This is a genomic window from Halomonas alkaliantarctica (assembly GCF_029854215.1).
Lineage (GTDB): Bacteria > Pseudomonadota > Gammaproteobacteria > Pseudomonadales > Halomonadaceae > Vreelandella > Vreelandella alkaliantarctica_A.
The window spans coordinates 459,293-480,501 of the sequence record NZ_CP122961.1; the positions used below are offsets into that span (position 1 = coordinate 459,293).

General features: G+C 56.5%; 18 protein-coding genes and 1 tRNA gene. 13 read left to right on the forward strand and 6 right to left on the reverse strand.

The annotated features are described in order from the left end of the window. Positions 1-59 precede the first annotated feature (59 nt). Positions 60-1,442 carry an L-serine ammonia-lyase gene (locus QEN58_RS02090; RefSeq protein WP_280105534.1) on the forward strand — a complete coding sequence of 461 codons (1,383 nt, stop codon included), beginning with the start codon at positions 60-62 and terminating at the stop codon, positions 1,440-1,442. A gap of 444 nt (positions 1,443-1,886) precedes the next feature. On the opposite strand, the gene QEN58_RS02095 is transcribed toward QEN58_RS02090, so the two are convergent. Further along, positions 1,887-1,963: transfer RNA gene (locus tag QEN58_RS02095), tRNA-Met, on the reverse strand. A gap of 271 nt (positions 1,964-2,234) precedes the next feature. Here QEN58_RS02095 and phbB point away from each other — a divergent pair. Continuing rightward, positions 2,235-2,981, forward strand: coding sequence for an acetoacetyl-CoA reductase (phbB, locus tag QEN58_RS02100; protein ID WP_280105535.1), 747 nt, complete (start codon positions 2,235-2,237; stop codon positions 2,979-2,981). 61 nt (positions 2,982-3,042) lie between these two features. Here the strand turns inward: phbB and QEN58_RS02105 are convergent, their stop codons facing one another. Continuing rightward, positions 3,043-5,859 carry a DUF349 domain-containing protein gene (locus QEN58_RS02105; RefSeq protein ID WP_280105536.1) on the reverse strand — a complete coding sequence of 939 codons (2,817 nt, stop codon included), beginning with the start codon at positions 5,857-5,859 and terminating at the stop codon, positions 3,043-3,045. Between the two features lie 225 nt (positions 5,860-6,084). On the opposite strand from QEN58_RS02105, the gene minC reads away from it, so the two are divergent. The 4 genes from minC (at position 6,085) to sbcB (ending at position 9,642) form a co-directional block, all read left to right on the forward strand. Beyond that, the gene (minC, locus tag QEN58_RS02110; protein WP_280105537.1) at positions 6,085-6,831 is read left to right on the forward strand and encodes a septum site-determining protein MinC; all 747 of its coding nucleotides are present in this window, start codon (positions 6,085-6,087) and stop codon (positions 6,829-6,831) included. A gap of 156 nt (positions 6,832-6,987) precedes the next feature. Continuing rightward, complete coding sequence (gene minD / locus QEN58_RS02115; protein WP_040479443.1) at positions 6,988-7,806, forward strand: septum site-determining protein MinD; 819 nt, start codon at positions 6,988-6,990, stop codon at positions 7,804-7,806. After that, positions 7,803-8,054: a cell division topological specificity factor MinE gene (gene minE / locus QEN58_RS02120; RefSeq protein WP_007111776.1), complete on the forward strand. Its 252-nt coding sequence runs from the start codon at positions 7,803-7,805 to the stop codon at positions 8,052-8,054. The genes minD and minE overlap by 4 nt, the downstream gene beginning before the upstream one ends. Before the next feature lie 94 nt (positions 8,055-8,148). Then, positions 8,149-9,642, forward strand: coding sequence for an exodeoxyribonuclease I (gene sbcB, locus QEN58_RS02125; protein ID WP_280105538.1), 1,494 nt, complete (start codon positions 8,149-8,151; stop codon positions 9,640-9,642). A 16-nt stretch (positions 9,643-9,658) separates the two neighbouring features. Here the strand turns inward: sbcB and QEN58_RS02130 are convergent, their stop codons facing one another. Further along, positions 9,659-12,535 (reverse strand): insulinase family protein, encoded by a 2,877-nt coding sequence (locus QEN58_RS02130; protein ID WP_280105539.1) that lies wholly within the window; start codon positions 12,533-12,535, stop codon positions 9,659-9,661. Beyond that, the gene (locus QEN58_RS02135) at positions 12,535-13,221 is read right to left on the reverse strand and encodes an SOS response-associated peptidase (protein ID WP_280105540.1); all 687 of its coding nucleotides are present in this window, start codon (positions 13,219-13,221) and stop codon (positions 12,535-12,537) included. The genes QEN58_RS02130 and QEN58_RS02135 overlap by 1 nt, the downstream gene beginning before the upstream one ends. A gap of 191 nt (positions 13,222-13,412) precedes the next feature. Here QEN58_RS02135 and QEN58_RS02140 point away from each other — a divergent pair, with 191 nt between their 5' ends. Together QEN58_RS02140 and QEN58_RS02145 are read left to right on the forward strand one after the other, a co-directional pair. Then, the gene (locus QEN58_RS02140; RefSeq protein ID WP_071695236.1) at positions 13,413-14,027 is read left to right on the forward strand and encodes a TetR/AcrR family transcriptional regulator; all 615 of its coding nucleotides are present in this window, start codon (positions 13,413-13,415) and stop codon (positions 14,025-14,027) included. Between the two features lie 53 nt (positions 14,028-14,080). Then, complete coding sequence (locus QEN58_RS02145; protein WP_425270319.1) at positions 14,081-14,689, forward strand: 1-acyl-sn-glycerol-3-phosphate acyltransferase; 609 nt, start codon at positions 14,081-14,083, stop codon at positions 14,687-14,689. Between the two features lie 15 nt (positions 14,690-14,704). Here the strand turns inward: QEN58_RS02145 and QEN58_RS02150 are convergent, their stop codons facing one another. Together QEN58_RS02150 and QEN58_RS02155 are read right to left on the reverse strand one after the other, a co-directional pair. Next, a complete protein-coding gene (locus QEN58_RS02150) occupies positions 14,705-15,979 on the reverse strand; it encodes an HlyC/CorC family transporter (RefSeq protein ID WP_280105542.1) in 1,275 nt (424 codons plus the stop codon). Between the two features lie 104 nt (positions 15,980-16,083). Further along, positions 16,084-16,881, reverse strand: coding sequence for a cytochrome C assembly family protein (locus tag QEN58_RS02155; RefSeq protein WP_280105543.1), 798 nt, complete (start codon positions 16,879-16,881; stop codon positions 16,084-16,086). Between the two features lie 246 nt (positions 16,882-17,127). Here QEN58_RS02155 and ffh point away from each other — a divergent pair, with 246 nt between their 5' ends. From ffh to rplS, 5 genes are all read left to right on the forward strand, one after another. Beyond that, on the forward strand, positions 17,128-18,555 hold the full coding sequence (ffh, locus tag QEN58_RS02160) for a signal recognition particle protein (RefSeq protein ID WP_280105544.1): 1,428 nt from the start codon (positions 17,128-17,130) through the stop codon (positions 18,553-18,555). Between the two features lie 257 nt (positions 18,556-18,812). Then, positions 18,813-19,061 (forward strand): 30S ribosomal protein S16, encoded by a 249-nt coding sequence (rpsP, locus tag QEN58_RS02165; protein WP_280105545.1) that lies wholly within the window; start codon positions 18,813-18,815, stop codon positions 19,059-19,061. A gap of 77 nt (positions 19,062-19,138) precedes the next feature. Beyond that, entirely contained in the window at positions 19,139-19,684 is a 546-nt protein-coding gene (gene rimM, locus QEN58_RS02170) for a ribosome maturation factor RimM (protein WP_071695240.1), read from the forward strand. A 101-nt stretch (positions 19,685-19,785) separates the two neighbouring features. Further along, positions 19,786-20,547, forward strand: a complete 762-nt coding sequence (trmD, locus tag QEN58_RS02175) for a tRNA (guanosine(37)-N1)-methyltransferase TrmD (RefSeq protein WP_280106886.1) — start codon at positions 19,786-19,788, stop codon at positions 20,545-20,547. A gap of 174 nt (positions 20,548-20,721) precedes the next feature. Then, positions 20,722-21,078, forward strand: coding sequence for a 50S ribosomal protein L19 (gene rplS / locus QEN58_RS02180; RefSeq protein WP_008958726.1), 357 nt, complete (start codon positions 20,722-20,724; stop codon positions 21,076-21,078). Positions 21,079-21,209 lie beyond the last annotated feature (131 nt).

The window sequence follows — 21,209 nt, forward strand, 5'->3', positions numbered from 1 at the left end:
TATTAAAACTTTCAGGCACCGCCTGATTTTCCCCTGTTTATCCGTCAAGAGGTGCTCCAATGCCTATCAGTGTTTTCGACCTTTTTAAGATTGGAGTAGGCCCCTCCAGTTCCCACACCGTCGGGCCCATGCAGGCAGCATTTAATTATGTCACCACCCTGCGCGAGAACCACCTGCTCGATAAGGTAGGGCATCTTGAGGTGCATCTATATGGTTCGCTATCAGCGACAGGGGTAGGTCATGCTACTGATCACGCGATTATTATGGGCTTAATGGGTGAGCGCCCTAGCACGATAGATCCCTCAATTATTGAGCCAGCCATTCAGGCACTTAAAGAGAGCCAGTCATTACAGCTTGGCCGCCAAAAAGCAGTGACGTTTGTGTGGGAGAGTGACCTCTATTTCCATGAAGAGAGTTTGCCGCACCACCCTAATGCCATGAAGCTGGCGGCTTTTACGCACCAGGGCGACTTGGTGTATGAAAATACCTATTACTCGGTGGGCGGCGGTTTTGTGGTTGAACAGGCCCAGGTGGATATGCCGCTGGACGATTTGGGTGGCGTTACCATTCCCTACAACTTCGATACGGCAGACGAGCTCTTGGCGCTATGTAAAAACGAGCAGCTAAGTGTCAGTCGGCTGATGCTGGAAAATGAGAAAGTCTGGCGGACGGAGGAGGAAGTCAGAAACGAACTGTGGCGTATCTGGCAAGTGATGTGTGAATGCATCGACAATGGATTAACCCACGAAGGAATACTGCCGGGCGGGTTAAAAGTTAAGCGCAGGGCTAAGCTGCTTCACCAGCGTCTTCAAGCGGCAGAGCAAAACGATTGCCTGATAGCCTCAACTTTTTCAGCGATGGAATGGGTGAATATTTTTGCTCTCGCCGTTAACGAAGAGAATGCCGCGGGTGGGCGCATGGTCACAGCGCCCACCAACGGCGCCGCCGGCATTATCCCCGCCGTCTTACACTACTATATGAAGTTTCAGCCCAACGCCTGTGAGAAAAACGTGGTGGATTTTTTGCTGGCGGCAGGCGCTATTGGCATCCTCTGTAAGAAAAATGCCTCGATCTCCGGCGCCGAAGTAGGCTGCCAAGGGGAGGTCGGTTCGGCTTGTGCCATGGCAGCAGCTGGCTTGGCTGATGTAATGGGGGGAACACCCGAACAAGTCGAGCATGCGGCCGAAATCGGCTTGGAGCACAATTTAGGATTAACCTGTGACCCCGTTGGAGGGTTGGTTCAAGTCCCTTGTATCGAGCGCAACGCTATCGCAACGGTAAAGGCGATCAATGCTGCTCAGATGGCATTACGCGGCGATGGGACTCACTTTATATCGTTAGATAAAGTGATTCGTACCATGCGCGATACAGGGAGAGACATGTTGGATAAGTATAAAGAAACATCCAAAGGTGGATTAGCCGTTAATGCTATTGAGTGTTAATCGTAAATAACTAGGTCTGCTTGTGATCAAGTAAAAAACGCCAAGCTAGCGTGTGGCAGTGTCAAAGTTGTGCGGGAGCTTATAGCGGCTGCAGAGTAGGGAGTTCAGGCCGCCAGAAGAGATTCTGACCAATTCGACCAAAGCCTCTACGCTTCTTTATTAAGGAACTGCTCAGCGAATCGAGCTTGATGCACAGGATGAGCTATGCAGGCGTTTCAGTTGTGAAGTGGGTGTGTGCTTGAATTTCAGGAAGAACGTGCAAAAAAGGAACATGATTAATGGTGAAGGAGTAAGTCGCCTGAAGGTCGTTAGAAGAGATTGCTGGAGAAATAGCGAAAGCTAATATGTCACTTATGCGTAACAAGTGTGCCACGGCAAGCTAGCAGACAGACAAACATAAAAAAAAGGCAGATCAGTAAGTAACTGATCTGCCTTTCGAAATATTGGTAGCGGGGACCGGATTTGAACCGATGACCTTCGGGTTATGAGCCCGACGAGCTACCAGACTGCTCCACCCCGCATCAACGTGTGGCGTATTCTACAGAAGTTTTAGGTGAAGTCAATAGGGGGATTAACACGTTTGGCTTATAGCGGTGGCGCGCCTGCTGCTGCAACATGGAGAAAGTCCAGCTATGCTTTAAGTAGCTATAACAACAAGCTTACGTTGGTGCATTACTCAAGCAAGCAATGCATCAGGGTAATACAGGCGCAGTCGCGCTTATTCACAATGGCTTGCGGCGCAAGGTGCGTGCTTAGAGATCCAAGTCATTTGTAATTTCAGGGAGGTAGTCAATGGCCAATCAAGCCCCCGTCGCCTGGGTAACTGGTGGAACTGGTGGTATCGGTACGGCAATTTGTCGTTCGTTGGCAGATGCGGGATATCTTGTCGTGGCGGGTTATCGCAACCCCGACAAGGCCAAAACCTGGCTAGAAACGCAACATGCTGACGGCTATGACAATATCGAATTGTCGGGTGTCGATCTTTCTGACCACAACGCCTGCCTGGAAGGAGCCCGCGAAATCCATGACAAGCATGGCCCCATTAGTGTGCTGGTGAACTGTGCGGGGATTACCCGTGATGGCACCTTGAAGAAAATGTCCTATGAGCAGTGGTATGAAGTGCTCGATACCAACCTTAACAGCGTTTTTAACACCTGCCGTAGCGTCATTGAGATGATGCTCGAGAGTGGCTATGGCCGGATTATTAATATTTCATCCATCAATGGCCGTAAAGGCCAGTTTGGTCAGGTCAACTACGCGGCGGCGAAAGCCGGTATGCACGGCTTGACCATGTCGCTGGCACAGGAAACGGCGACCAAAGGGATTACCGTCAATACCGTATCGCCTGGCTATATCGCCACTGATATGATCATGAATATTCCAGAAAAAGTGCGCGAAGCAATCCGGGAAACGATACCGGTGAAGCGCTATGGCACGCCAGAGGAGATTGGTCGGCTGGTCACCTTCTTAGCCGATAAGGAGTCAGGATTTATCACCGGCGCGAATATTGATATTAACGGTGGTCAGTTCATGGGCTAGAGGTTAGCCCAAGGGGAGAGCGCAAACGGGAGGCTTATAACCTCCCGTTTTCTTGCTAACGTCAAGGCGGCGGGACTCGCGCCAGTCGGCTAAGCAGATTATCCAACTCTTCTACTTCAGCATCCCATAGCGTGGCTGGCATTGGCCCTAGCGCCAATAGCGCGACCAAGATGTCGATCACTTCTTGATCACGGCTGCGCTCCTGATTGAAGCCTTCATTCAAGCGCTCTACCTGAATCGCCAGACGCAGCGGCTCATCGCTCTGTCGCACGCTACCCACGGCCAGCATCGAGAGATGCACTCTTAGCCTAGCGAGGGAGTCGGCGAAACGGGCGTGATCAGCGTCTGAGAGCGGAGCCGCTACGCGATGGCGTTGAAGATTACGTGCATTATTCGCCTCATCAAAGGCGGTGGGCAGTGAGGTGCCGAGAACCGTTTGCGCGTCCACATCGCTTGGGGTTCCCTCGCTTAAGTAGCGCTGGTCGGCAGCCAAGTGAGCGCTTACTAATGGCATGATCGCGTGCCACTGTTGAACCGTATCGGCAACCGCCAGACGGTTTAAGCGTTCTCGGCGCGCACGCACGATGCCGCTCATCCGTTTTTGCATGCCTTCGCTGCGCCTATTGCGTGGCAGCGGCTCAAGCTGATTGGCCTGTTCGATAAAGCGCGCCAGCGTGGCCGACTCACTCGCCTTAATAGGCTGCCAGCTATCCATTTCGTCGATCAGCGTTTGCATCTTATCAAGCTGCTGTTGCTGGCGTGCCGCCTGCTCATTTTTATGCGCATCGCGCTGAGCAAAGAGTTGATCACACTCGTGGCGAAAGCTTTTCCAAAGCGTTTGCTCTTCGCCTTTGGGTGCCCGGCCAAGGGCCCGCCACTGCTGCTGCAGCTGTTTGGTCAGGTTAATGCGCTGTGCTAGCGGTTGGTTGTCGTCGCTGCGTAGCGCGCTCACCTGATTGATCAGTTCGCGTTTTTGCGCGGCGATCGTTTCAGCTCGCTGATCAATGAGTGTCTGCAACTGGTGACGAATAGTGCCAAAGCGGCGCCCAACGGCCTCTGAGCGTTCACGGGGAACGGGGCTGTAGTGTTGCCATTGGTGGCGCGCTTTATCACGGATTTGTCGCAGTACATCGGGGTCGGCATCTTCGGCGGGCTGTGCTAGCAGGCTTTCAAGCTGATCACACAGTGCTTCGCGGGCTTGAAGGTTGGTCTCACGCTCTTCGCTGAGTTGATCCCGCCAAGGGGCGAGTCGCTCGTGGATGCGGTCCGAGGCGCTGCGAAAACGAGCAGACTGCTCGCGGTTGGCCGCCGCATCTCCCAGTGATTTCCACTCTTTGACCAGTTGGCGATGGTGGCGGTCAAGCGCTTCTTCCGCCATGTGGAGGTCGTTAGCCAGGGCTTCGATGCTGGCGCATAGCTGCTCGCGCTTAGGTCCGGCGACAAACCCCCGCCAGTCGCGTAATTCCGCGAGCCGGGCAGCTAGGTGTTTTAAGCGCATTTTAAGCGGTTGAGCAGCTGGGCTTTCCAGCGCTTCAATGCGCGGTTTTAACCGTTGGTGCAGGCGGCTGGCGCTTTTAAAGGCGCCGCGCTCCAACAAGTTCTCAAAGGTGTCGAGTTCCGCGTTATGTGTCTCTAGAGTGGCGTTGTCTTCGGCAGGCTGCGAAGCCGCCGTGGTTTCAGTGTCAAGCGCCGCTTGGGCGCGGCTGAGCAGCGCGGGAGGCGTTAAAGCATCCGGCCATTGGCATTCGCTAATCAGGGAGGGCAGGGTGGCGTGATCGCCGTTGGCCAGTGCGGTTTCGATGGCGGTGCTGACCGCGCACCAGCGCTGCCATGCCTCTAGGCACTGGTCATAGTGCTGAATCGCCAGCGTATAGCGCTGGCGCATGGTCTCGCTGGGCGGGTGAATATCGGAAAGCGCCTGCCAGCGTTGGCTGAGCAGTTGGCGCTGGGCACGCAGGCTGTCGATATCCTGCACGGTCATGGCTGAAGCGTGGCACAAACCGTCGAGAGTCTCTTCGATGCCTTCAAGCAGCTGTTCGCGGGTGCTTTCGGCTTCCTCACGGCGCTCGTCGCTCTGCTGGCGAGCCTGCTCCTGGGTTTCGTGGTCGTGTAGCGTTTTACGGCAATTGAGCACGGCTTGATGAAAGCGCTGCTCCTGGTCAACGCTTGGTGGCTGAGTCAGTTGTTCCCACTGCCGCTCAAGGTGGCGAAAGCGGCCACCATAGAGCGGTTCCCAAGGCGCACGGGCGTGCTGCTCCAGCTGTTTCAAGAGCGTTTCGCGCTGCTGCTCCTCAGCTTCCAGCCACTGGGCGTCGCTACGCAAGCGGTTGAGGCGTTCCCGCGCCAGGCGCACCACCTGGCGGTCACGGCGGGCTTCTTTCAATAACCGCTTAAGCCCCTCTTCGTCCTCAATGCGCTCGGCAGCCTGGTGGCGAACGGCGGCCACACCGTTGTGGCAAGCTTGATGAATTAGCTCATTCTCATCGCTCAGTTTGCTCAGTGCGACCAAGCGTAGATTAAGGTTGTCACCCTGGAGGGCCACCGCGCTCAGCGCCCGCGGTTCTTCGATCTGCTCGACTAATGATTGGCGCTGATGCAGGTCGGTATGGCCTTCACGTCCGCTGAGGCGTTGGCAAACGGCATTGAACCAGGCTTCATCCTGCTGATGGTGTGGGTAAGCGTCGACCAATCCAGCGCAGTCATCCAGAGCCAGCAGCGCGGCAAGGCGAATCTGGCTATCGCTATCTTGAGTGAGCGACTGCAGCGCTTGACGCTGCTCTGCTTGCTCGGGGTTCAGTCGTTGGAGGGCCTGACGGCGCACCTCGGGGTCAGGGTGCTGCCACCGAGGTGCGAACAGGCGTCTTAACAGTCCGTGCATGGATCATCCTGCTAGTATGAGATGCGTAGCATAAAAAAACGGCTCGGTGGTTGCAGTCACCGACGCTGTCGCTTAGCTTGGCCTTACTATGGTGTGACAAGCGTCTATTTTCTAGGCCACACTGCTTCTAGATCACACTGTTTTTAGACTACAGTGTTTCTAGACGACGAAATGCGTGATAGTACGCTACCTTTATCTTATCTGAACATGACGGGGAGTTCGGCCATGAGCCTTAACGTGGATAGTGCCGCAGTGGCCTTTACCTTTAAAGGCGGCATGCTGCCGATGACCGTCATGGAGCTAAGTAGTGCTGATCCGGAGCAAATCCGGCAGCAGTTGGCTGGCAAATTCTCCCAGTCTCCTGCTTTCTTTCAGCATACACCGGTTGTGCTCAGCGTGGAAAAACTCGATGAACCCCACTTAGCTCTTGAGCGCATTTGTGCCGTTTGCCGTGACCATAAACTGCTACCGGTGGCCGTGCGCGGAGGTACCGAGCCGGTACGCCAATCGGCCTGGGCGTTGGGGCTTGGTTGGTTTCCTCCGGTGGCCGAGGGGCGTGCCCGGGTGCTTGAAAGTGTGAGTAACTCCCCCGTGCAAGAAGTCTCCCACGATGAGACGGTAAGCGAGGCGGAGGCGCCTTCTCTTGCCACGCGGCTTTATCGCGGTACCGTTCGTTCGGGTCAGCAAGTGAGTGCCTCAGATGGGGATTTGGTGGTGATCGGGGCGGTGAATGCCGGGGCAGAAGTGCTGGCAGCTGGTAGCATTCATGTTTATGGCGCGCTGCGTGGCCGTGCGCTGGCGGGCATTCATGGCAATACTCAAGCGGGTATTTATTGCCGTGAATTGGAGGCTGAATTGCTTTCAGTGGCAGGTAATTATAAACGTTCGGAAGATATCGATGCGCAGCTGCTAGGGCGACCCGCAGAGGTTCACTTTACAAAAGAACAGCTTGAAATTAAGCCACTGGGGTAAGGTTTTTGTATGAGGCTGCGTTGGTGCATCATGCCTAGCGACGCCGAAGACAGTATCCGTTAGAGTATGGCATGTTGATGACATTGACGTTCCCGTTATGCGCAGAGCGCCACTGACTCGCGCTCGCGACGAACGACTTCAAGAAGGAAGTGACTTTTGGCCAAGATAATTGTAGTGACCTCTGGTAAAGGAGGGGTCGGTAAAACCACCAGTGCGGCAGCAATCTCCACAGGGCTTGCGCTGCGGGGTAAAAAAACAGTCGTCATTGATTTTGATGTGGGCCTGCGTAATCTCGATCTCATCATGGGCTGCGAACGACGTGTGGTGTATGACTTAGTCAACGTGATTCAAGGCGAGGCGGGGCTTAATCAAGCGCTGATTCGCGATAAGCGTGTCGAGAATTTATTTATTTTGCCAGCTTCCCAAACCCGCGATAAAGATGCCCTTACCCAAGAGGGGGTCGCGGAAATTTTGGAGAAGTTGAAAGAAGATTTCGATTTCATTCTTTGCGATTCACCTGCGGGTATTGAGCGCGGTGCGCAGTTGGCCATGTACTTCGCCGATGAGGCGATTGTGGTCACCAACCCTGAAGTATCGTCAGTGCGCGACTCGGACCGTATTTTGGGGCTGCTGGCTTCCAAAACCCGGCGTGCAGAGCAGGGCGATGACCCTATCAAAGAGCACCTGTTGGTGACTCGCTATAACCCCGAGCGCGTTACTTCCGGTGATATGCTGACGCTGGACGATATACGCGAAATTTTGGCGATTAACTTGCTGGGCTTAATTCCTGAGTCGGAAGCCGTGCTACGTGCATCGAACCAGGGTGTGCCGGTAACCCACGACATCTCCAGCGATGCGGGCCAAGCCTACAGCGACACGGTATCTCGCTTGCTCGGTGAGGACATGCCGTTGCGTTTTCACGAGCTGCAGCGTAAAGGCCTGCTTAGCCGTATGTTTGGGGGGGCGCGCCGATGAAATTACTGGAGTTCTTGAAGCGTGAGCGCAGGAAGTCTGCCTCGGTAGCCAAAGAACGTTTGCAAATCATTGTGGCACATCAGCGTAGCCAGCGCGGCCAGCCCGATTATATGCCGATGCTTGAGCGCGAACTGCTTGAGGTGATTCGTCGTTACGTACATGTGGACGATGACGCTATTCAAATTTCCTTGGACAGCGAAGACAACTGCTCTGTACTGGAGCTTAACGTTACGCTTCCCAAGAGCTGAGCCCCTTGTCTAAGTTCAAGAACTGAAGACGGGGCGTAAGGGGCGGCGGGTGTGCTAGGCTTGGGCTTTTCATTGCCGAGCGGAGTGTTTATTCATGGCGCCACCCAATGCTGCCCCTGTCAGTTTCCTCTGGCATGACTATGAAACCTTTGGGGCGGATCCGCGCCGCGATCGGCCCGCTCAGTTCGCAGCCCTGCGAACCGATGCTGATCTGAACGAGATCGGCGAGCCGATCGAGCTCTACTGCAAACCCGCCGATGACTATTTGCCTCATCCTGCCGCCTGTTTAATCACCGGCATTACGCCTCAAAAAGCCCAACGCCATGGTCTTCCCGAAGCAGAGTTCGCGGGCGAGATTCAGCGCCATATGAGTGAGCCGGGCACCTGCGTGGTGGGTTACAACAGCCTGCGCTTCGATGACGAAGTCTCCCGTCACCTGTTTTACCGCAATTTACTCGACCCTTATTCCCGCGAGTGGCAAAACGGCAATTCGCGCTGGGATTTAATCGATATTGTGCGCGCCTTTTATGCGCTGCGCCCAGAGGGCATTGAGTGGCCGCTGCGCGAAGACGGCGCGCCCAGCTTCAAACTTGAGCACCTAACCGCAGCGAACGGCATTGCCCATGAGGGCGCCCACGATGCGGTAGCTGACGTGCGTGCCACGATCGCCTTGGCGCGTTTGCTCAAAGCGCGCAATGCGAAGTTGTTCGACTATCTACTCGGTCTGCGCGGTAAGCGCGCGGTGGCTAAGCAGCTCGACTTGCCCAACGCCAAGCCGCTGCTGCATATCTCCCGCCGTTATCCCGCCAGCCGGGGCTGTAGTGCGTTAGTTATGCCGCTGGCCGAACATCCGACAAACCCTAATGGGGTGATCGTTTACGATTTGAGCGTTGATCCCAGCGAAATGCTCAGCATGTCGGCGGAGCAAATTCGTGAGCGCGTATTTGTCAGTCAGCAGGATTTAGCCGAAGGCGAGGCGCGTATTCCGCTGAAGGTGATCCATATCAACCGTTGCCCGGTTGTGTTCCCTGCCAGTGCTTTAAAAGACGTTGAGGGTCCCCACCAGGGCGAGTACGGCGCCATCGTCGCGCACTTAGGCTTGGACGTGGCGGCCTGTCGGCAGCACTGGAAAACCCTGCGCGATGCCAGCGGTGTCGCCGCTAAGGTCGCCGAGGTGTTTAGTGCAGGTTACGACGATGCGCCGCAAGACCCTGATCTAATGCTCTACTCGGGCAGTTTCTTCTCCGCCGCCGACCGTCAGCAGATGGAACGGGTGCGGGAGATGGAGCCTTGGGATTTGGTAGGGCAGCGCTTTGCGTTTCAGGATCCGCGCTTGGAAGAGATGCTGTTTCGCTTTCGTGCGCGCAGTTACCCTGACACGTTGGAAGGCGAAGAGCGCGAGCAGTGGGAAGCGTTTCGCTGGATGCGAATCAATGATCCGGCGCTGGCGGGCTTTACGCTGAAGGCGTTTGCACGGGAAATTGCCCAGTACAATCAGCAAACGCTCACTGATCGTGAGCGCCAGATTCTGGAAGAGCTGGTGATGTTCGTGGAAGCCATGATGCCGGCTCAAGCGTTTGACGCCTGAGCCGGCCCCATTTAAATCACTCCTGCACGGCGTTCCCTTCACGCTCTTTGGGCAGCGGCGAGCGCGCTTCACGATAATCGCTGACATCGCTGGGTTCGTCGCCTGGGTTGAAGCGTATGTCCAGCGTGTGCTCGCGCAGCGATGGCCATAGCGCCTGAATATCCTCAAGACTCACGTTTAACACCAGCTCGGCCAGTTGGTCGCGACGATCGAAGCGCACGTCTTCCAGCGCGGTGGCCTGCCAGTAGCGGTTGGCCATGCCCGCAAGGCTGGTATCGCGCTGGCGCAACTGGTCGTGAACTGCTTGGCGATAAGGCGCTAAGTCAGCGTCGCTAAGCTGTTCAAGACGCTGGTTAGCCTCGTCGAGAAACACATCCACGCGTTCGGCAATGGTGTCGCTGTCTACGTCGGGTGATTGCACCATGAGAGCAATCCCTGGCGCTTCGAGCAGCGGCGAATAGCCAGCGTTGACGATGTAGCCGAGCTGCTGCTCAGTGCGCAGCTGCTGGTAGAATGGCGTTTCCAGCCACTGGGCGATTACCGCCGTGGTGGCTTGCTCCTCTGGCGTCTGGTCGCGGCCTTGCAGATAGCGCAGCACCAACGACTCATCCCGAGAGCTGTGGGGGTGCAGCACGCTATGCTCTTCACTCGCTGCAAGTGGGGTGAGATTGGCAATAGCGTCGCGAGTTAACCGCGGCTGGAGCTTGGCACGCATCAGCTGTGCCTGGTCACGCGCCAGTTCAGCGTCCAGGTTGCCCACCGCCATGGCATCGACGTACAGGTCATCAAGAAAGCGTTGGCGAAAATCTTCCAGGTGGCCGCGGTCAAAGCGCTCGCTGGCGGCAAGAAGCTCAGCGGTAGACCACTGTGGTGTGAGAAGGGCTTCGCCTAGGGTGCGGCTGGCTTGACCGGTAAGCGACGCCTGGGGGGCGTTGCGCCACTCGCGCTGCAACTGGTAACGAACGCGCTCGAACGCACTGTCGGAGATCTCTGCGTGCGCTAGTTGCTCAAGGGCTTGCTCAATCAGCGGGGTTTGGCCATCACGCCAGCCTGAGAAAGAGAGCGTCATGCCCCTGGCATGGGGGTAGGCGCTAAACGATTGCCCTGCCAGCCACGCTGGGTAGAGAGACTCATTCAAACTGTCGTTGAGCCAACTGGCAAGCAGTCGGGTGAGCACTGCTTCATGGGCGGAGTAGCTGGCGGTGGGGCTTTGCAGGCTGACCCGCCACTCAACTTTGGGAGTATTAAAGCGCTCATCCTGCATATGCCAAGCGGTAAACGATGGCGTATCGACCAGCAGGCTTGGATGCTCATCCTGGCCTTCCAGCAGCGTCAGGTCGCTGGCAATGAAGGGGTTGGGGCCCGGTAGTGCCAAACCGCTCAGAGCCTGGCCCGGCTGGTCGGGTACTTGCTCTTCCCACTGGGTATTGAACCACGGCGAGACGGTGTCGCTTTCGATATCCGGTGCTGAGTAGAAGCGCAGCATGTTATCCGGTGTTAACGCGTCAAGGTAAGTTTGCTGGCGCTCTGGATTGAGGCCATCCATACGGTAGGCAGCGTACTGCACGTCCTCTACAGGGTAGCGGGATAGGCTCATGGAAAGGCGAGTGGCTTCCTGCTGCGGGGCACCATGCTGCTGGAAACGGAAGGCCTGCTCATTGAGTTTTGCCTGCTCTTCGTAGCGCCATTCGGCGAGGCCGTCGTTGCGCAGTTGCTCAATGGCGGCAAACAAGGTGGCTTCAATATCATCCAAGCGTTCGGCGCCTGCAGGCGTCAGGCTGATGGAAATAGTGAATAGCGCTTCGTTACCATCGCCGCGCCCCACACCAGCGGAAAGCCCATCCGCCAGCCCGGCATCGCGCAGTACCGCTAACAGGCTACCATCACCCTCGTCACCGAGTAGGTGGGCGATAAGCTGCGTCGGTTTCGTGCGGTAGTCATCGGTGGGGTCGGGTACCGGGAAGTAGAAGCGTAATTGACGACGATCCTGCAGCGACTGGCGCTCGATATAGCGTGGCAGAGTGTCGTCGTCCACCAACGGCGTATCGATGGTGGGCGCGCTTAAGTCGTTGTCGGGAATATCGGCAAAGCGCTCGGCTACCCACTTCTCAAGCGTATCGAGCGGCTGTGGCGCCACTACTGCCAGGTTCATCACATTGGCGTCGTAATGCTGGTAATAAAAATCGATCACCCGCTCGCGTAGCGTTGCCTCGCCTTCAGGCGGGCTGGCTAAGGTTTCCCGGCTGCCCACGGCAAACCCGGTGGTGGGGTTGTTAGGGTTGAGCAGTTGGTTGAGTACATCGTTTTCGCGCCGGGACTCGTCACGAATACGCGCCATATACTCCGAGTGAACGATATTGCGTTCGCTCTCCAGGCGGTCGGCGTTAAACAGCGGTGAGAGGAAAAATTCGCTGAAACGGTCAAGCGCACCCGGCAGCGCCAGCGGCTCAATATCAAAGAAGTAATTGGTATCCTGCTGCGCGGTAAAGGCGTTATGAGAACCCGCGTTATTGGAAATATAGCGCTGGTAGGCATCGGACTCGGGGTAGGGTTCGGTACCTAAAAACAGCATGTGCTCTAGAAAATGCGCTAACCCCTGAAGGTCATCGGGATCTTGGGCGCTACCTACCCGCACATTCATCGACGCCGCCGCCTTGTCCGCTTCGGGGTCGCTGACCAGCAGCACATTGAGGCCGTTATCAAGTGTCAAAACTCGATAATCGCGGCTGTCATACGGGCTAATGATCGGGGTGATTGTGTCAGCAATGGCATCGGCAGCGGCGTCATCGGTGGCCGCCAAGGCCAGCGGGGTTAACGCGATGCTGGCGATAACGCCAATCAGTGCGCACTGGGGGAAAACACGCCAGCGGGTTAAGCAAGAGGATCGCAACATTACAGCTCCTGTGACACAGCCCAACGCAGCATCGACCCGGTAGGATGGGCACAGGCCGGTGACTGGTAGGCGGGATTATTGACATGTTTAGATACCGGAAAAGCGCCCAACAGTTCCAGCGGTGCGGGCGTTAACAGCGAATTAAGCGTTTCGGCATCGGTGTCTGGGTTGAGCCAAGCGGATAAAGCATGGCTGGGTATAGTGACCGGGAGGCGGTCGGTTAACGGCGATAACAGCAGATTGGCGGGCACGGTGATCAGTGCAGCAGAGTCGGTAAACGCCGTTAACGTGGTGTGGTAGCGGCACCAGAGTGCGCCCAACAGCAGCGGCGCCCGAGATACCTGGGTCACTAAATAGGGTTGCTTGTTACGTGGCTGGGTTTTCCATACATAGAAACCGCTCACCGGAATAACGCAGCGGCGCGCGCTAAAGGCATCGCGAAACATTGCACGTGATTCAAGGGTTTCCGCTCGGGCGCAGTGGGGGGCGTGATCCAGCACCTCCAGCCAGGGCGGCGTCAGGCCCCAGAAAAGCGATGAGAGCCGGTACTGCCCCTGCTCTAAGCGAATCGCTGAGATTGGCCGACGAGGCGCTAGGTTGGGCGATTCAACAATCGGTTCAGGAGTGGCTAGCGTCGGCAATAAGCGGGTCAGCGGTAAATTTTGTACGTGCAGTCGCCCCGTCATAGCTATCTCCTTAAGCAGAATCGTCGTGGAAGTGTACCTGGATGGCGGGGGACTTCGCGCAATAAAGCACGAAATGTAGCGTTTTAGTGTCGAAAACAGTGTTCGATGTAAGGTATCCTATCGTATCCCTTGCTCCCGCTAAAGCGCAGTGAGGCTTCCTCCTTGTTTGCCGTTGACCTTAAGAGATCGCCATGGCCCGTCCTAGACAGCATGCGCCCGATGCCCTCCACTCGCAGGTCATGCACGCTTGTGATGAGTGGTTGGCTGAGCAGCCAGTCCATGGTCTCTCACTGCGTGCCCTGGCCAGAGAGGTCGGCTGTGCTCCCAGCACCCTACTGAAGCTATATGGCAGCTTCAATAACTTATTGCAGCACGTCAATGTGGAAACCTTGGCGCGCTTACAGCACACCATTACCAGCCTGAGCGATGATGACCCCGAGCCCTGGCTGCGCGCTCTGGCGCTTGCCTACTGGCGGTTCGCCGAGCAGGATTGTTACCGCTGGCATCTGCTGTTTGATTACCCGCTGGCCCAAGAGGGCGAGCTTGATCAGCGCCAGAGCGATTTGATCGAAGCGCTGTTTACCCAAGTTGAAGCGTCGCTTAAATCCTACCAGCCGGCGCTGGGGGATCTTGAGGCACGCCGTTTGGGGCGCACGCTGTGGGGAAGTGTTCACGGGCTAGTCCAGCTTGGGCTGAATGAGCGGTTAGGCTATTGGCAGGGCCAACAGTTGAAAGTGGATGAACTGCTGGATCAACTGATGAGTACCATTCTGGCTGGCTTGCGCCATCGTGAGGCGGCGACGTGAGTGGGTGGGTCAATGCGGCTCGTCAGGTGCTGCGCTGGCTGATTTTTGTCTTGATGCGACTCTGCTACCGACTGCAGGTGCATGGGAGTGAGCATATCCCCAGGCAGGGGGGCGCGCTGGTAGTGTGTAACCACGTCAGTTTTATGGATGCCTTAGTGCTCGGTGGCGCTAGCCCACGGCCGCTACGCTTTGTGATGGATCAGCCGATTTTTGACTCGCCTTGGCTTAAGTGGTGGTTCCAGTTGGTTGGCGCAATCCCCATTGAGTCTGAACGGCGTAGCCCCGGCGCTCTTAGGCGCGCCCTGGATGACGTGAGCGCAGCGCTGCGACAGGGGCAGGTCGTGATGGTCTTTCCTGAAGGGCGACTAACCCCGGATGGCGAGATTCACGCCTTCCGGCGTGGCCTAGAGGCCATTCTCGCTCGCGACGATGTGCCAGTGATTCCGGCAGGGTTGGCGGGCTTATGGGGGTCGTGGACCTCTCACCATGATGGCAAGGCGCTAAAGAAGTGCCCTAAGCGTTTTCGGGCGCCGGTGAGCCTGCATTTTGGGCCCCCACTCAACCGTCTGGACGCCGATGATATAGCGCTGCGACGGTTTCTCGAAGCGCGGGTTAGGGCGCTAAAAGCGGCGGCGGATCAGGATCTTTCCAGCCGCCGTTAACTCGCTTGTCACTGACTAGCGGCGTGGCGCCCGCAGTTTTTGCCAGCAGCGTGCCGAGGTAATGAGGTTATCGCGGATCTCCAAAATCTCCATGCGCATATTGCCGATCTGCAGGCATGCTGGGCCTTCTGGAAAGGCTTCGAGGTGCTCTAGAATTAACCCGTTGAGCGTTTTGGGGCCATCGGTAGGCAGCTGCCAGCCGAGCATCTTGTTAATCTCACGAATATTCGCGGTGCCTTCAATCACATGGCTACCGTCGTCCTGCTGGTGAATCTCTTCATCTTCAGAGACATCGGTGGTGAACTCGCCGACTATCTCTTCCAGAATATCTTCCAGGGTGACCAAGCCCTCCACGTCGCCGTACTCATCCACCACAATGCCGATGCGCCGCTTTTGCTTTTGAAAGTTGAGCAGTTGGGTGTGCAACGGTGTGGACTCGGGAATGAAATAAGGCTCACGGGCTTCCTGCACGATAGACGCTTTGGTGACTTCGTCCCGGGAGAGAAAGCGTGCCGCGTTGCGCAGATGCAGCATGCCGATAATATTATTGATATCGCCTTTATAAACCGGCAGCCGGGTGTGCTGGCTGGTGCGAATTTGGGTCAAAATATCTTCCAGCGAATCGTCCAGGTCGATACCCAGCACTTCGTGGCGCGGCACCATGATGTCGTTCACGGTGACGTTCTCAAGGTCGAGAATCGACAGCAGCATCGCCCGGTGGCGATAAGGGATCAGCGTGCCTGCCTCGTGAACCACCGTGCGTAGCTCGTCTCGGGTCAGGCTGTCGCCCCCGTTATCAACGCTTTTGACGCCTGCCAGTCGGAGTAAGCCGTTAGACATCACGTTAACCAGCCATACGAGCGGGTAAAGCAGCTTAAGTAGTGGCTCAAGGGCGTAGGACGTCGGGTAGGCGATTCGCTCGGGCTTAATCGCGGCGTAGGTTTTCGGCGTTACTTCGGCGAAAATCAGAATCGTGATAGTCAGCAGGGCGGTAGAGATCGCAGGCCCTGATACGTCGCCAAAAAAGTGAATGGCGATAATCGTCGCAATTGAGGCCGCCAGGTTGTTGACGAAGTTGTTGCCGATCAGGATGACGCCGATAAGGCGGTCTGGGCGGGTGAGCAGGCGCATGACCCGTTTGGCTCTGCGGTCACCGCTGTTGGCCTGATGGCTCAAGCGGTAGCGGTTAATCGACATCATGCCGGTTTCAGAGCTGGAGAAAAACGCAGAAAGCAGTATCAGTAAGGCTAGCAGGCCGAACAGTAACCCCAGGGGGAAGTCGTCGCTCAAGTCGAAAAGTCCTTTGTGGCGGATTAGGCTCGATTTGTAGAAGGTAGCGAGTGGTGTGTCAAGACAACCAAAGGCGGGGTAAGGCCCCGTTAGTGGTTGAGCCGTTATCGGTTGAGTACAACCTCAAGTACGAACTTGCTGCCAAAGTAGGCCAGCACCAGCAGGCCGCAGCCGCCCAGTGTCCAGCGTACGGCACGCATGCCGCGCCAGCCAAAGCGGTAACGACCGATCAAAAGCGTTGTGAAGATTATCCAGGCAAGCAGTGACAGCACGGTTTTATGCGCCAAATGCTGGGCGAAGAAGTTGTCCAGAAAAATAAGCCCGCTCGCGATGGAGAGCGTCAATAGAATAATGCCCGCCCATACCAACTCAAAAAGTACCCGTTCCATCGTGGTGAGCGGTGGTAACGACTGCACAATGCCGCGAATGTGATGATGGCGCAGCGCTTGGTTCTGCAGGCCGACCAGCACGGCTTGGGCGGCAGCAATCGCCAGCACGGCAAACGCCAGGGCAGAACTTACCGCATGTAATAAAATGCCTGGAGTCAGGCCGGTATGGCCGCCTTGGTTTGGCAGCCAAGTGGCGGCGATTAACGCAATGCCCGCCAGTGGAAACAACGCAATCCCGGCGTTAAGCACCGGTTTAATCAGGCTGGCTACCAGCACGACGTTGACCGCGACCGCCATCAGCAGCGTGGCGCTGGTGGTAAAACCGGGCAGCAGGCCAGGGGATTGGCTGACCAATTTAACCACTACAGGAATGTGCAGCATTAAGCCCAGTACGGCGAGCAAACGGACCATGCCCTGGCGAGGCGGCACACGCCGGAACAGCGTCATGCCCTGCCAAATGGCAGCGGCGACATAAAGAACAAAAGCAATCGTGGCGAAAGGGAGCGCCTGCATGATGCTATCCGTGCGCCTTGCAGCGCGTTGCTGTGAATAAATAAACGAATTAAGTGTGATTACGACGAGAATCTATCCAACTACTATAACTAATCCAAGCGGCGTCGCCCAGCAGGGTGGGCGTACGAAAATAGCCAGGGGTGCTGAGTACACCCCATGGAGACTCGAGGCGTGAGCGCGTATAATCGCCCCACTATCAGTCCAGGGCGTGCGCGCCAACGGCAGTGACGGAGGCAGAGAGGCCCCATGTTCCAGAATCTAAGTGAGCGTCTTTCCCAGACGTTAAAGTCGATTAAGGGTCAGGCTCGCCTGACCGACGACAATATTAAAGACACTCTGCGCGAAGTACGCCGCGCACTGCTTGAAGCCGACGTAGCGCTGCCGGTGATCAAGGAGTTTATCGAACGCGTGCGCGAGCGGGCGGTTGGGCAGGAAGTATCCAAAAGCCTGTCGCCAGGCCAGCAGTTCGTCAAAATCGTCCAGCAAGAGCTGGAAGCGATTATGGGCGAAGCCAACGACGGCTTTGTGCTGAAGGGTTCCCCCGCCGTTGTGTTGATGGCTGGCTTACAGGGTGCGGGTAAAACCACCTCTGTGGCCAAACTGGCCCGCTACTTACGCGAACGCGAGAAGAAAAAAGTATTAGTTGTGTCTGCCGACGTCTATCGCCCGGCGGCCATCGACCAGCTTGAAACCTTGGCCAAAGAGGTCGAGGTAGATTTCTTCCCTTCACGCTCTGACCAGCAACCGGTCGCCATTGCCGAAGCGGCTATCAAGCACGCCAAGATCCAGTTCCACGATGTGGTGCTGATCGATACCGCTGGTCGTCTGGCGATTGATGAAGCGATGATGGCGGAGATCCAAGCGCTGCATAAAGCGGTCTCGCCGCAAGAAACGCTGTTTGTCGTCGACGCGATGACCGGCCAGGATGCTGCCAACACCGCTAAGGCGTTCAGCGAAGCGCTGCCGCTAACCGGTGTGATCCTGACCAAAGCCGACGGTGATGCCCGCGGTGGTGCGGCGCTTTCAGTTCGCCACATTACCGGTAAGCCGATCAAATTCATGGGTGTCGGCGAGAAAGTCGACGCCCTGGAACCCTTCCACCCCGACCGGGTAGCCTCGCGCATCTTGGGCATGGGCGACATGCTGTCGCTGATCGAGGAAGCTGAACGCACCGTCGATAAGTCCAAAGCCGAGAAGTTGGCCAAAAAGGTCAAGAAGGGTGACGGATTTGACCTGGAAGATTTTCGCGACCAGCTCCAGCAGCTCAAGAAAATGGGCGGTATGGGCGGTCTGATGGGCAAGTTGCCGGGTATGGGGCAGATGGCTGAGATGGCCCAAGGCCCCGGCCCCGAGAAAGAACTGGGCAAGCTGGAAGCGTTGATCAACTCCATGACGCCCAAAGAGCGCCGCAAGCCCGATATTATCAACGGCTCGCGCAAACGCCGCATTGCCTTGGGTGCTGGTCTGCAAGTGCCTGACCTTAATCGTCTGCTCAAGCAGCATAAGCAGATGCAGAAAATGATGAAGAAGGCGGGCCAGAAGGGCGGTATGCAGAAAATGATGCGCGGCATGTCTGGCATGATGGGCGGCGGTGGCCCGGGCGGCCCCGGCGGAATGGGTGGCCCTGGTGGCATGGGCGGTATGGGTGGTCCAGGCGGATTGCCCCGGCGCTAAGGCACCCCTAGTAAAGTGCTGATGCGCTTGGTGAGGTTGACGGCCTATCAGTTTTCTGGCTGTCAGGCTTTCCAAGCCGAGCGCATTTGCGTAGAATGCGGCCTCTTCATGCGTGGGTGTTGCGTAAAAGCGCGTTAATCGCGGTGGCGGCGCCTACTCAATGAAGGCCTTTATAAGCATGTAGCACGACGAGTGTTCCGATAGCGGTAAGCGCTATAAACACACTCTCGTAACCTCAACCGAAGGATAGTTATCGTATGGTTACCATTCGTTTGGCCCGTGGTGGCGCCAAGAAGCGTCCCTTTTACCACCTGACCGTTACCGACTCGCGTAACGCTCGCGACGGTCGTTTCATCGAGCGTGTCGGCTTCTTCAACCCGGTTGCCCGTGGTCAAGAAGAGCGTCTGCGCGTTGATCTAGACCGCGTTGTTCACTGGCAGAGCCAAGGCGCCCAGCTGTCTGGTCGTGTTGCTGAGCTGGTAAAAGAAGCACACAAACAGGCCTAAAAGCCTGCTTTTGAGTCTTGTTGTCTAAGACTTGTTGTGTGAGAAAGAAAGTGAGTGCTGGGTAGCCGAGGTCGTCGATGACGCGTTTTGAAATAAGCCAAACTGACGACACGCATGTGGTGCTAGGCAAGCTGACTAGCCCTTATGGGGTGAAAGGTTGGCTCAAGGTGTACTCCTACACTAGCCCAATGGACAGCATTCTTGAGTACCCGGAATGGTGGGTGCGCCAAGGTGAAACCCTGAAGCGCATTAGCATTGTTCAGGGACGTCGGCAGGGCAAAGGATTAGTGGTGCAGCTTGAAGGGGTCGATGACCGTAGTGCGGCGGAAGCATTAGCCCAGACGGACATTTTGATGCCCAAAGAGGCGCTGCCCGAGCTTTCCGACGATGAGTATTATTGGCATGAGCTTGAAGGCATGGCGGTCTTCACTCAGGCCGGCGAACGGCTAGGACGGGTAAGCTACCTGTTTGAAACCGGCGCCAACGATGTCATGGTGGTTCGCGGCGATTCTGAGTCAATCGACAAGCGCGAGCGACTGCTGCCATTTTTGCCAGACGACGTCATTATCGAAATCAGTTCCCAAGAGGGCCGCATGGTCGTCGACTGGGATCCTGAGTTTTGACCAAACTTATGAACAGTTTGAGTAATGATGCATCTACCGACTCACCAGAGCCGGATAGTGGCAACGCGCCGGAAACGGAGAGCGAAGCAGCAGCGCCTGCCATGTGGATTGGAGTAGTCTCGTTGTTTCCCGAGATGTTCGACGCGCTAACGCAACAAGGCGTGATCGGCAGAGCGGTAGAGAAACAGCGTATCGCGCTGGAGTTTTGGAATCCGCGGGATTACGCCACTGACCGCCACCGCAGCGTCGATGACCGCCCCTATGGCGGTGGTCCAGGCATGTTGATGAAAGTCGACACCCTGCGCGCAGCGATCTTTGCAGCCCGGGAACGGGCGCAGAAAGCCACCGGCTTAGTGCCGACGGTGATCTACCTCTCGCCCCAGGGGCGTAAGCTGGATCAGCAGGGCGTTCAAGCACTGGCTTCCGCCGGGCCTTTAGTGGTCGTGGCAGGACGCTATGAAGGCATTGATGAACGCGTGGTGGAGAGTGACATCGATGAAGAGTGGTCGATTGGCGACTATGTGTTGAGCGGCGGTGAGCTGCCAGCAATGGTGCTAATCGATGCAGCGGCAAGGCTGATTCCCGGCGTGCTGGGCCATCAGGACTCCGCTGTCGAAGACTCGTTTAATGACGGTCTGTTAGACTGCCCGCACTATACCCGTCCAGAAGTTATTGACGGGCGCCAAGTGCCAGATGTGCTGTTAAGCGGTAATCATGCAGCCATCAAGCGCTGGCGGTTAAAGCAGTCGCTAGGCCGTACATGGCAGCGTCGTCCGGATTTGTTGGAAGGGCGACCGTTAGACGCCGAACAGCGCAAGCTGTTGAACGAGTTTATCGAGGAACACGCTCTGTCCACTAAGTAGCTTGTTTTCAGCTAGATGGTTCAGCTACTTAGGCCAGAGCGGCGGTGCAGGGCGAAAAAGCGCACCTGTGTCACCCATAACGACTCCCGTGTAGCTCGTTTCGAGCGCCGGGATCACGGCTTCCGCCACCCATGATTGAGCGGTCAAGCCAACACGTTATTCAGGAGTATGATGATGAGCAGCAAAAGCAAAGTGATCCAGGCGATCGAATCTGAGCAAATGGGCAAGGAAATTCCTGCCTTTGCCCCCGGCGACACCATCGTCGTTCAGGTAAAAGTAAAAGAAGGTACTCGCGAGCGTCTGCAGGCGTTTGAAGGTGTGGTTATCGGTAAGCGTAACCGTGGCCTGAACTCCGCTTTCACCGTGCGTAAAATTTCTCACGGCGTTGGCGTAGAGCGTACTTTCCAGACCTACAGCCCGCTGGTTGACTCGATTGAAGTCAAGCGTCGCGGTGACGTGCGTCAAGCCAAGCTTTACTACCTGCGCGAGCGCAGTGGTCGTTCTGCACGTATCAAGGAAAAGCTGGCGTAAACGCCACTGTTCCTCAGGCGCACGCTGCTTTTTGATGCGCGTTGCGCCTGGATACCAAGACCCCGTCACCGCTTTGCGGGGCGGGGTTTTGTTTATGTCGCTCCATAAAAGCGGCTGGAGGTGACTAACGT

Bases quoted from the DNA above. Each gene is read 5' to 3' on its own strand.
- QEN58_RS02130 (WP_280105539.1), bottom strand. From the start codon at position 12,535: ATGTTGCGATCCTCTTGCTTAACCCGCTGGCGTGTTTTCCCCCAGTGC.
- QEN58_RS02105 (WP_280105536.1), bottom strand. From the start codon at position 5,859: ATGCACGGACTGTTAAGACGCCTGTTCGCACCTCGGTGGCAGCACCCT.
- QEN58_RS02135 (WP_280105540.1), bottom strand. From the start codon at position 13,221: ATGACGGGGCGACTGCACGTACAAAATTTACCGCTGACCCGCTTATTG.
- QEN58_RS02145 (WP_425270319.1), top strand. From the start codon at position 14,081: ATGCGACTCTGCTACCGACTGCAGGTGCATGGGAGTGAGCATATCCCC.
- rplS (WP_008958726.1), top strand. From the start codon at position 20,722: ATGAGCAGCAAAAGCAAAGTGATCCAGGCGATCGAATCTGAGCAAATG.
- rpsP (WP_280105545.1), top strand. From the start codon at position 18,813: ATGGTTACCATTCGTTTGGCCCGTGGTGGCGCCAAGAAGCGTCCCTTT.
- rimM (WP_071695240.1), top strand. From the start codon at position 19,139: ATGACGCGTTTTGAAATAAGCCAAACTGACGACACGCATGTGGTGCTA.
- sbcB (WP_280105538.1), top strand. From the start codon at position 8,149: ATGGCGCCACCCAATGCTGCCCCTGTCAGTTTCCTCTGGCATGACTAT.
- phbB (WP_280105535.1), top strand. From the start codon at position 2,235: ATGGCCAATCAAGCCCCCGTCGCCTGGGTAACTGGTGGAACTGGTGGT.
- QEN58_RS02155 (WP_280105543.1), bottom strand. From the start codon at position 16,881: ATGCAGGCGCTCCCTTTCGCCACGATTGCTTTTGTTCTTTATGTCGCC.
- QEN58_RS02090 (WP_280105534.1), top strand. From the start codon at position 60: ATGCCTATCAGTGTTTTCGACCTTTTTAAGATTGGAGTAGGCCCCTCC.
- trmD (WP_280106886.1), top strand. From the start codon at position 19,786: ATGTGGATTGGAGTAGTCTCGTTGTTTCCCGAGATGTTCGACGCGCTA.
- minC (WP_280105537.1), top strand. From the start codon at position 6,085: ATGAGCCTTAACGTGGATAGTGCCGCAGTGGCCTTTACCTTTAAAGGC.
- minE (WP_007111776.1), top strand. From the start codon at position 7,803: ATGAAATTACTGGAGTTCTTGAAGCGTGAGCGCAGGAAGTCTGCCTCG.
- QEN58_RS02140 (WP_071695236.1), top strand. From the start codon at position 13,413: ATGGCCCGTCCTAGACAGCATGCGCCCGATGCCCTCCACTCGCAGGTC.
- ffh (WP_280105544.1), top strand. From the start codon at position 17,128: ATGTTCCAGAATCTAAGTGAGCGTCTTTCCCAGACGTTAAAGTCGATT.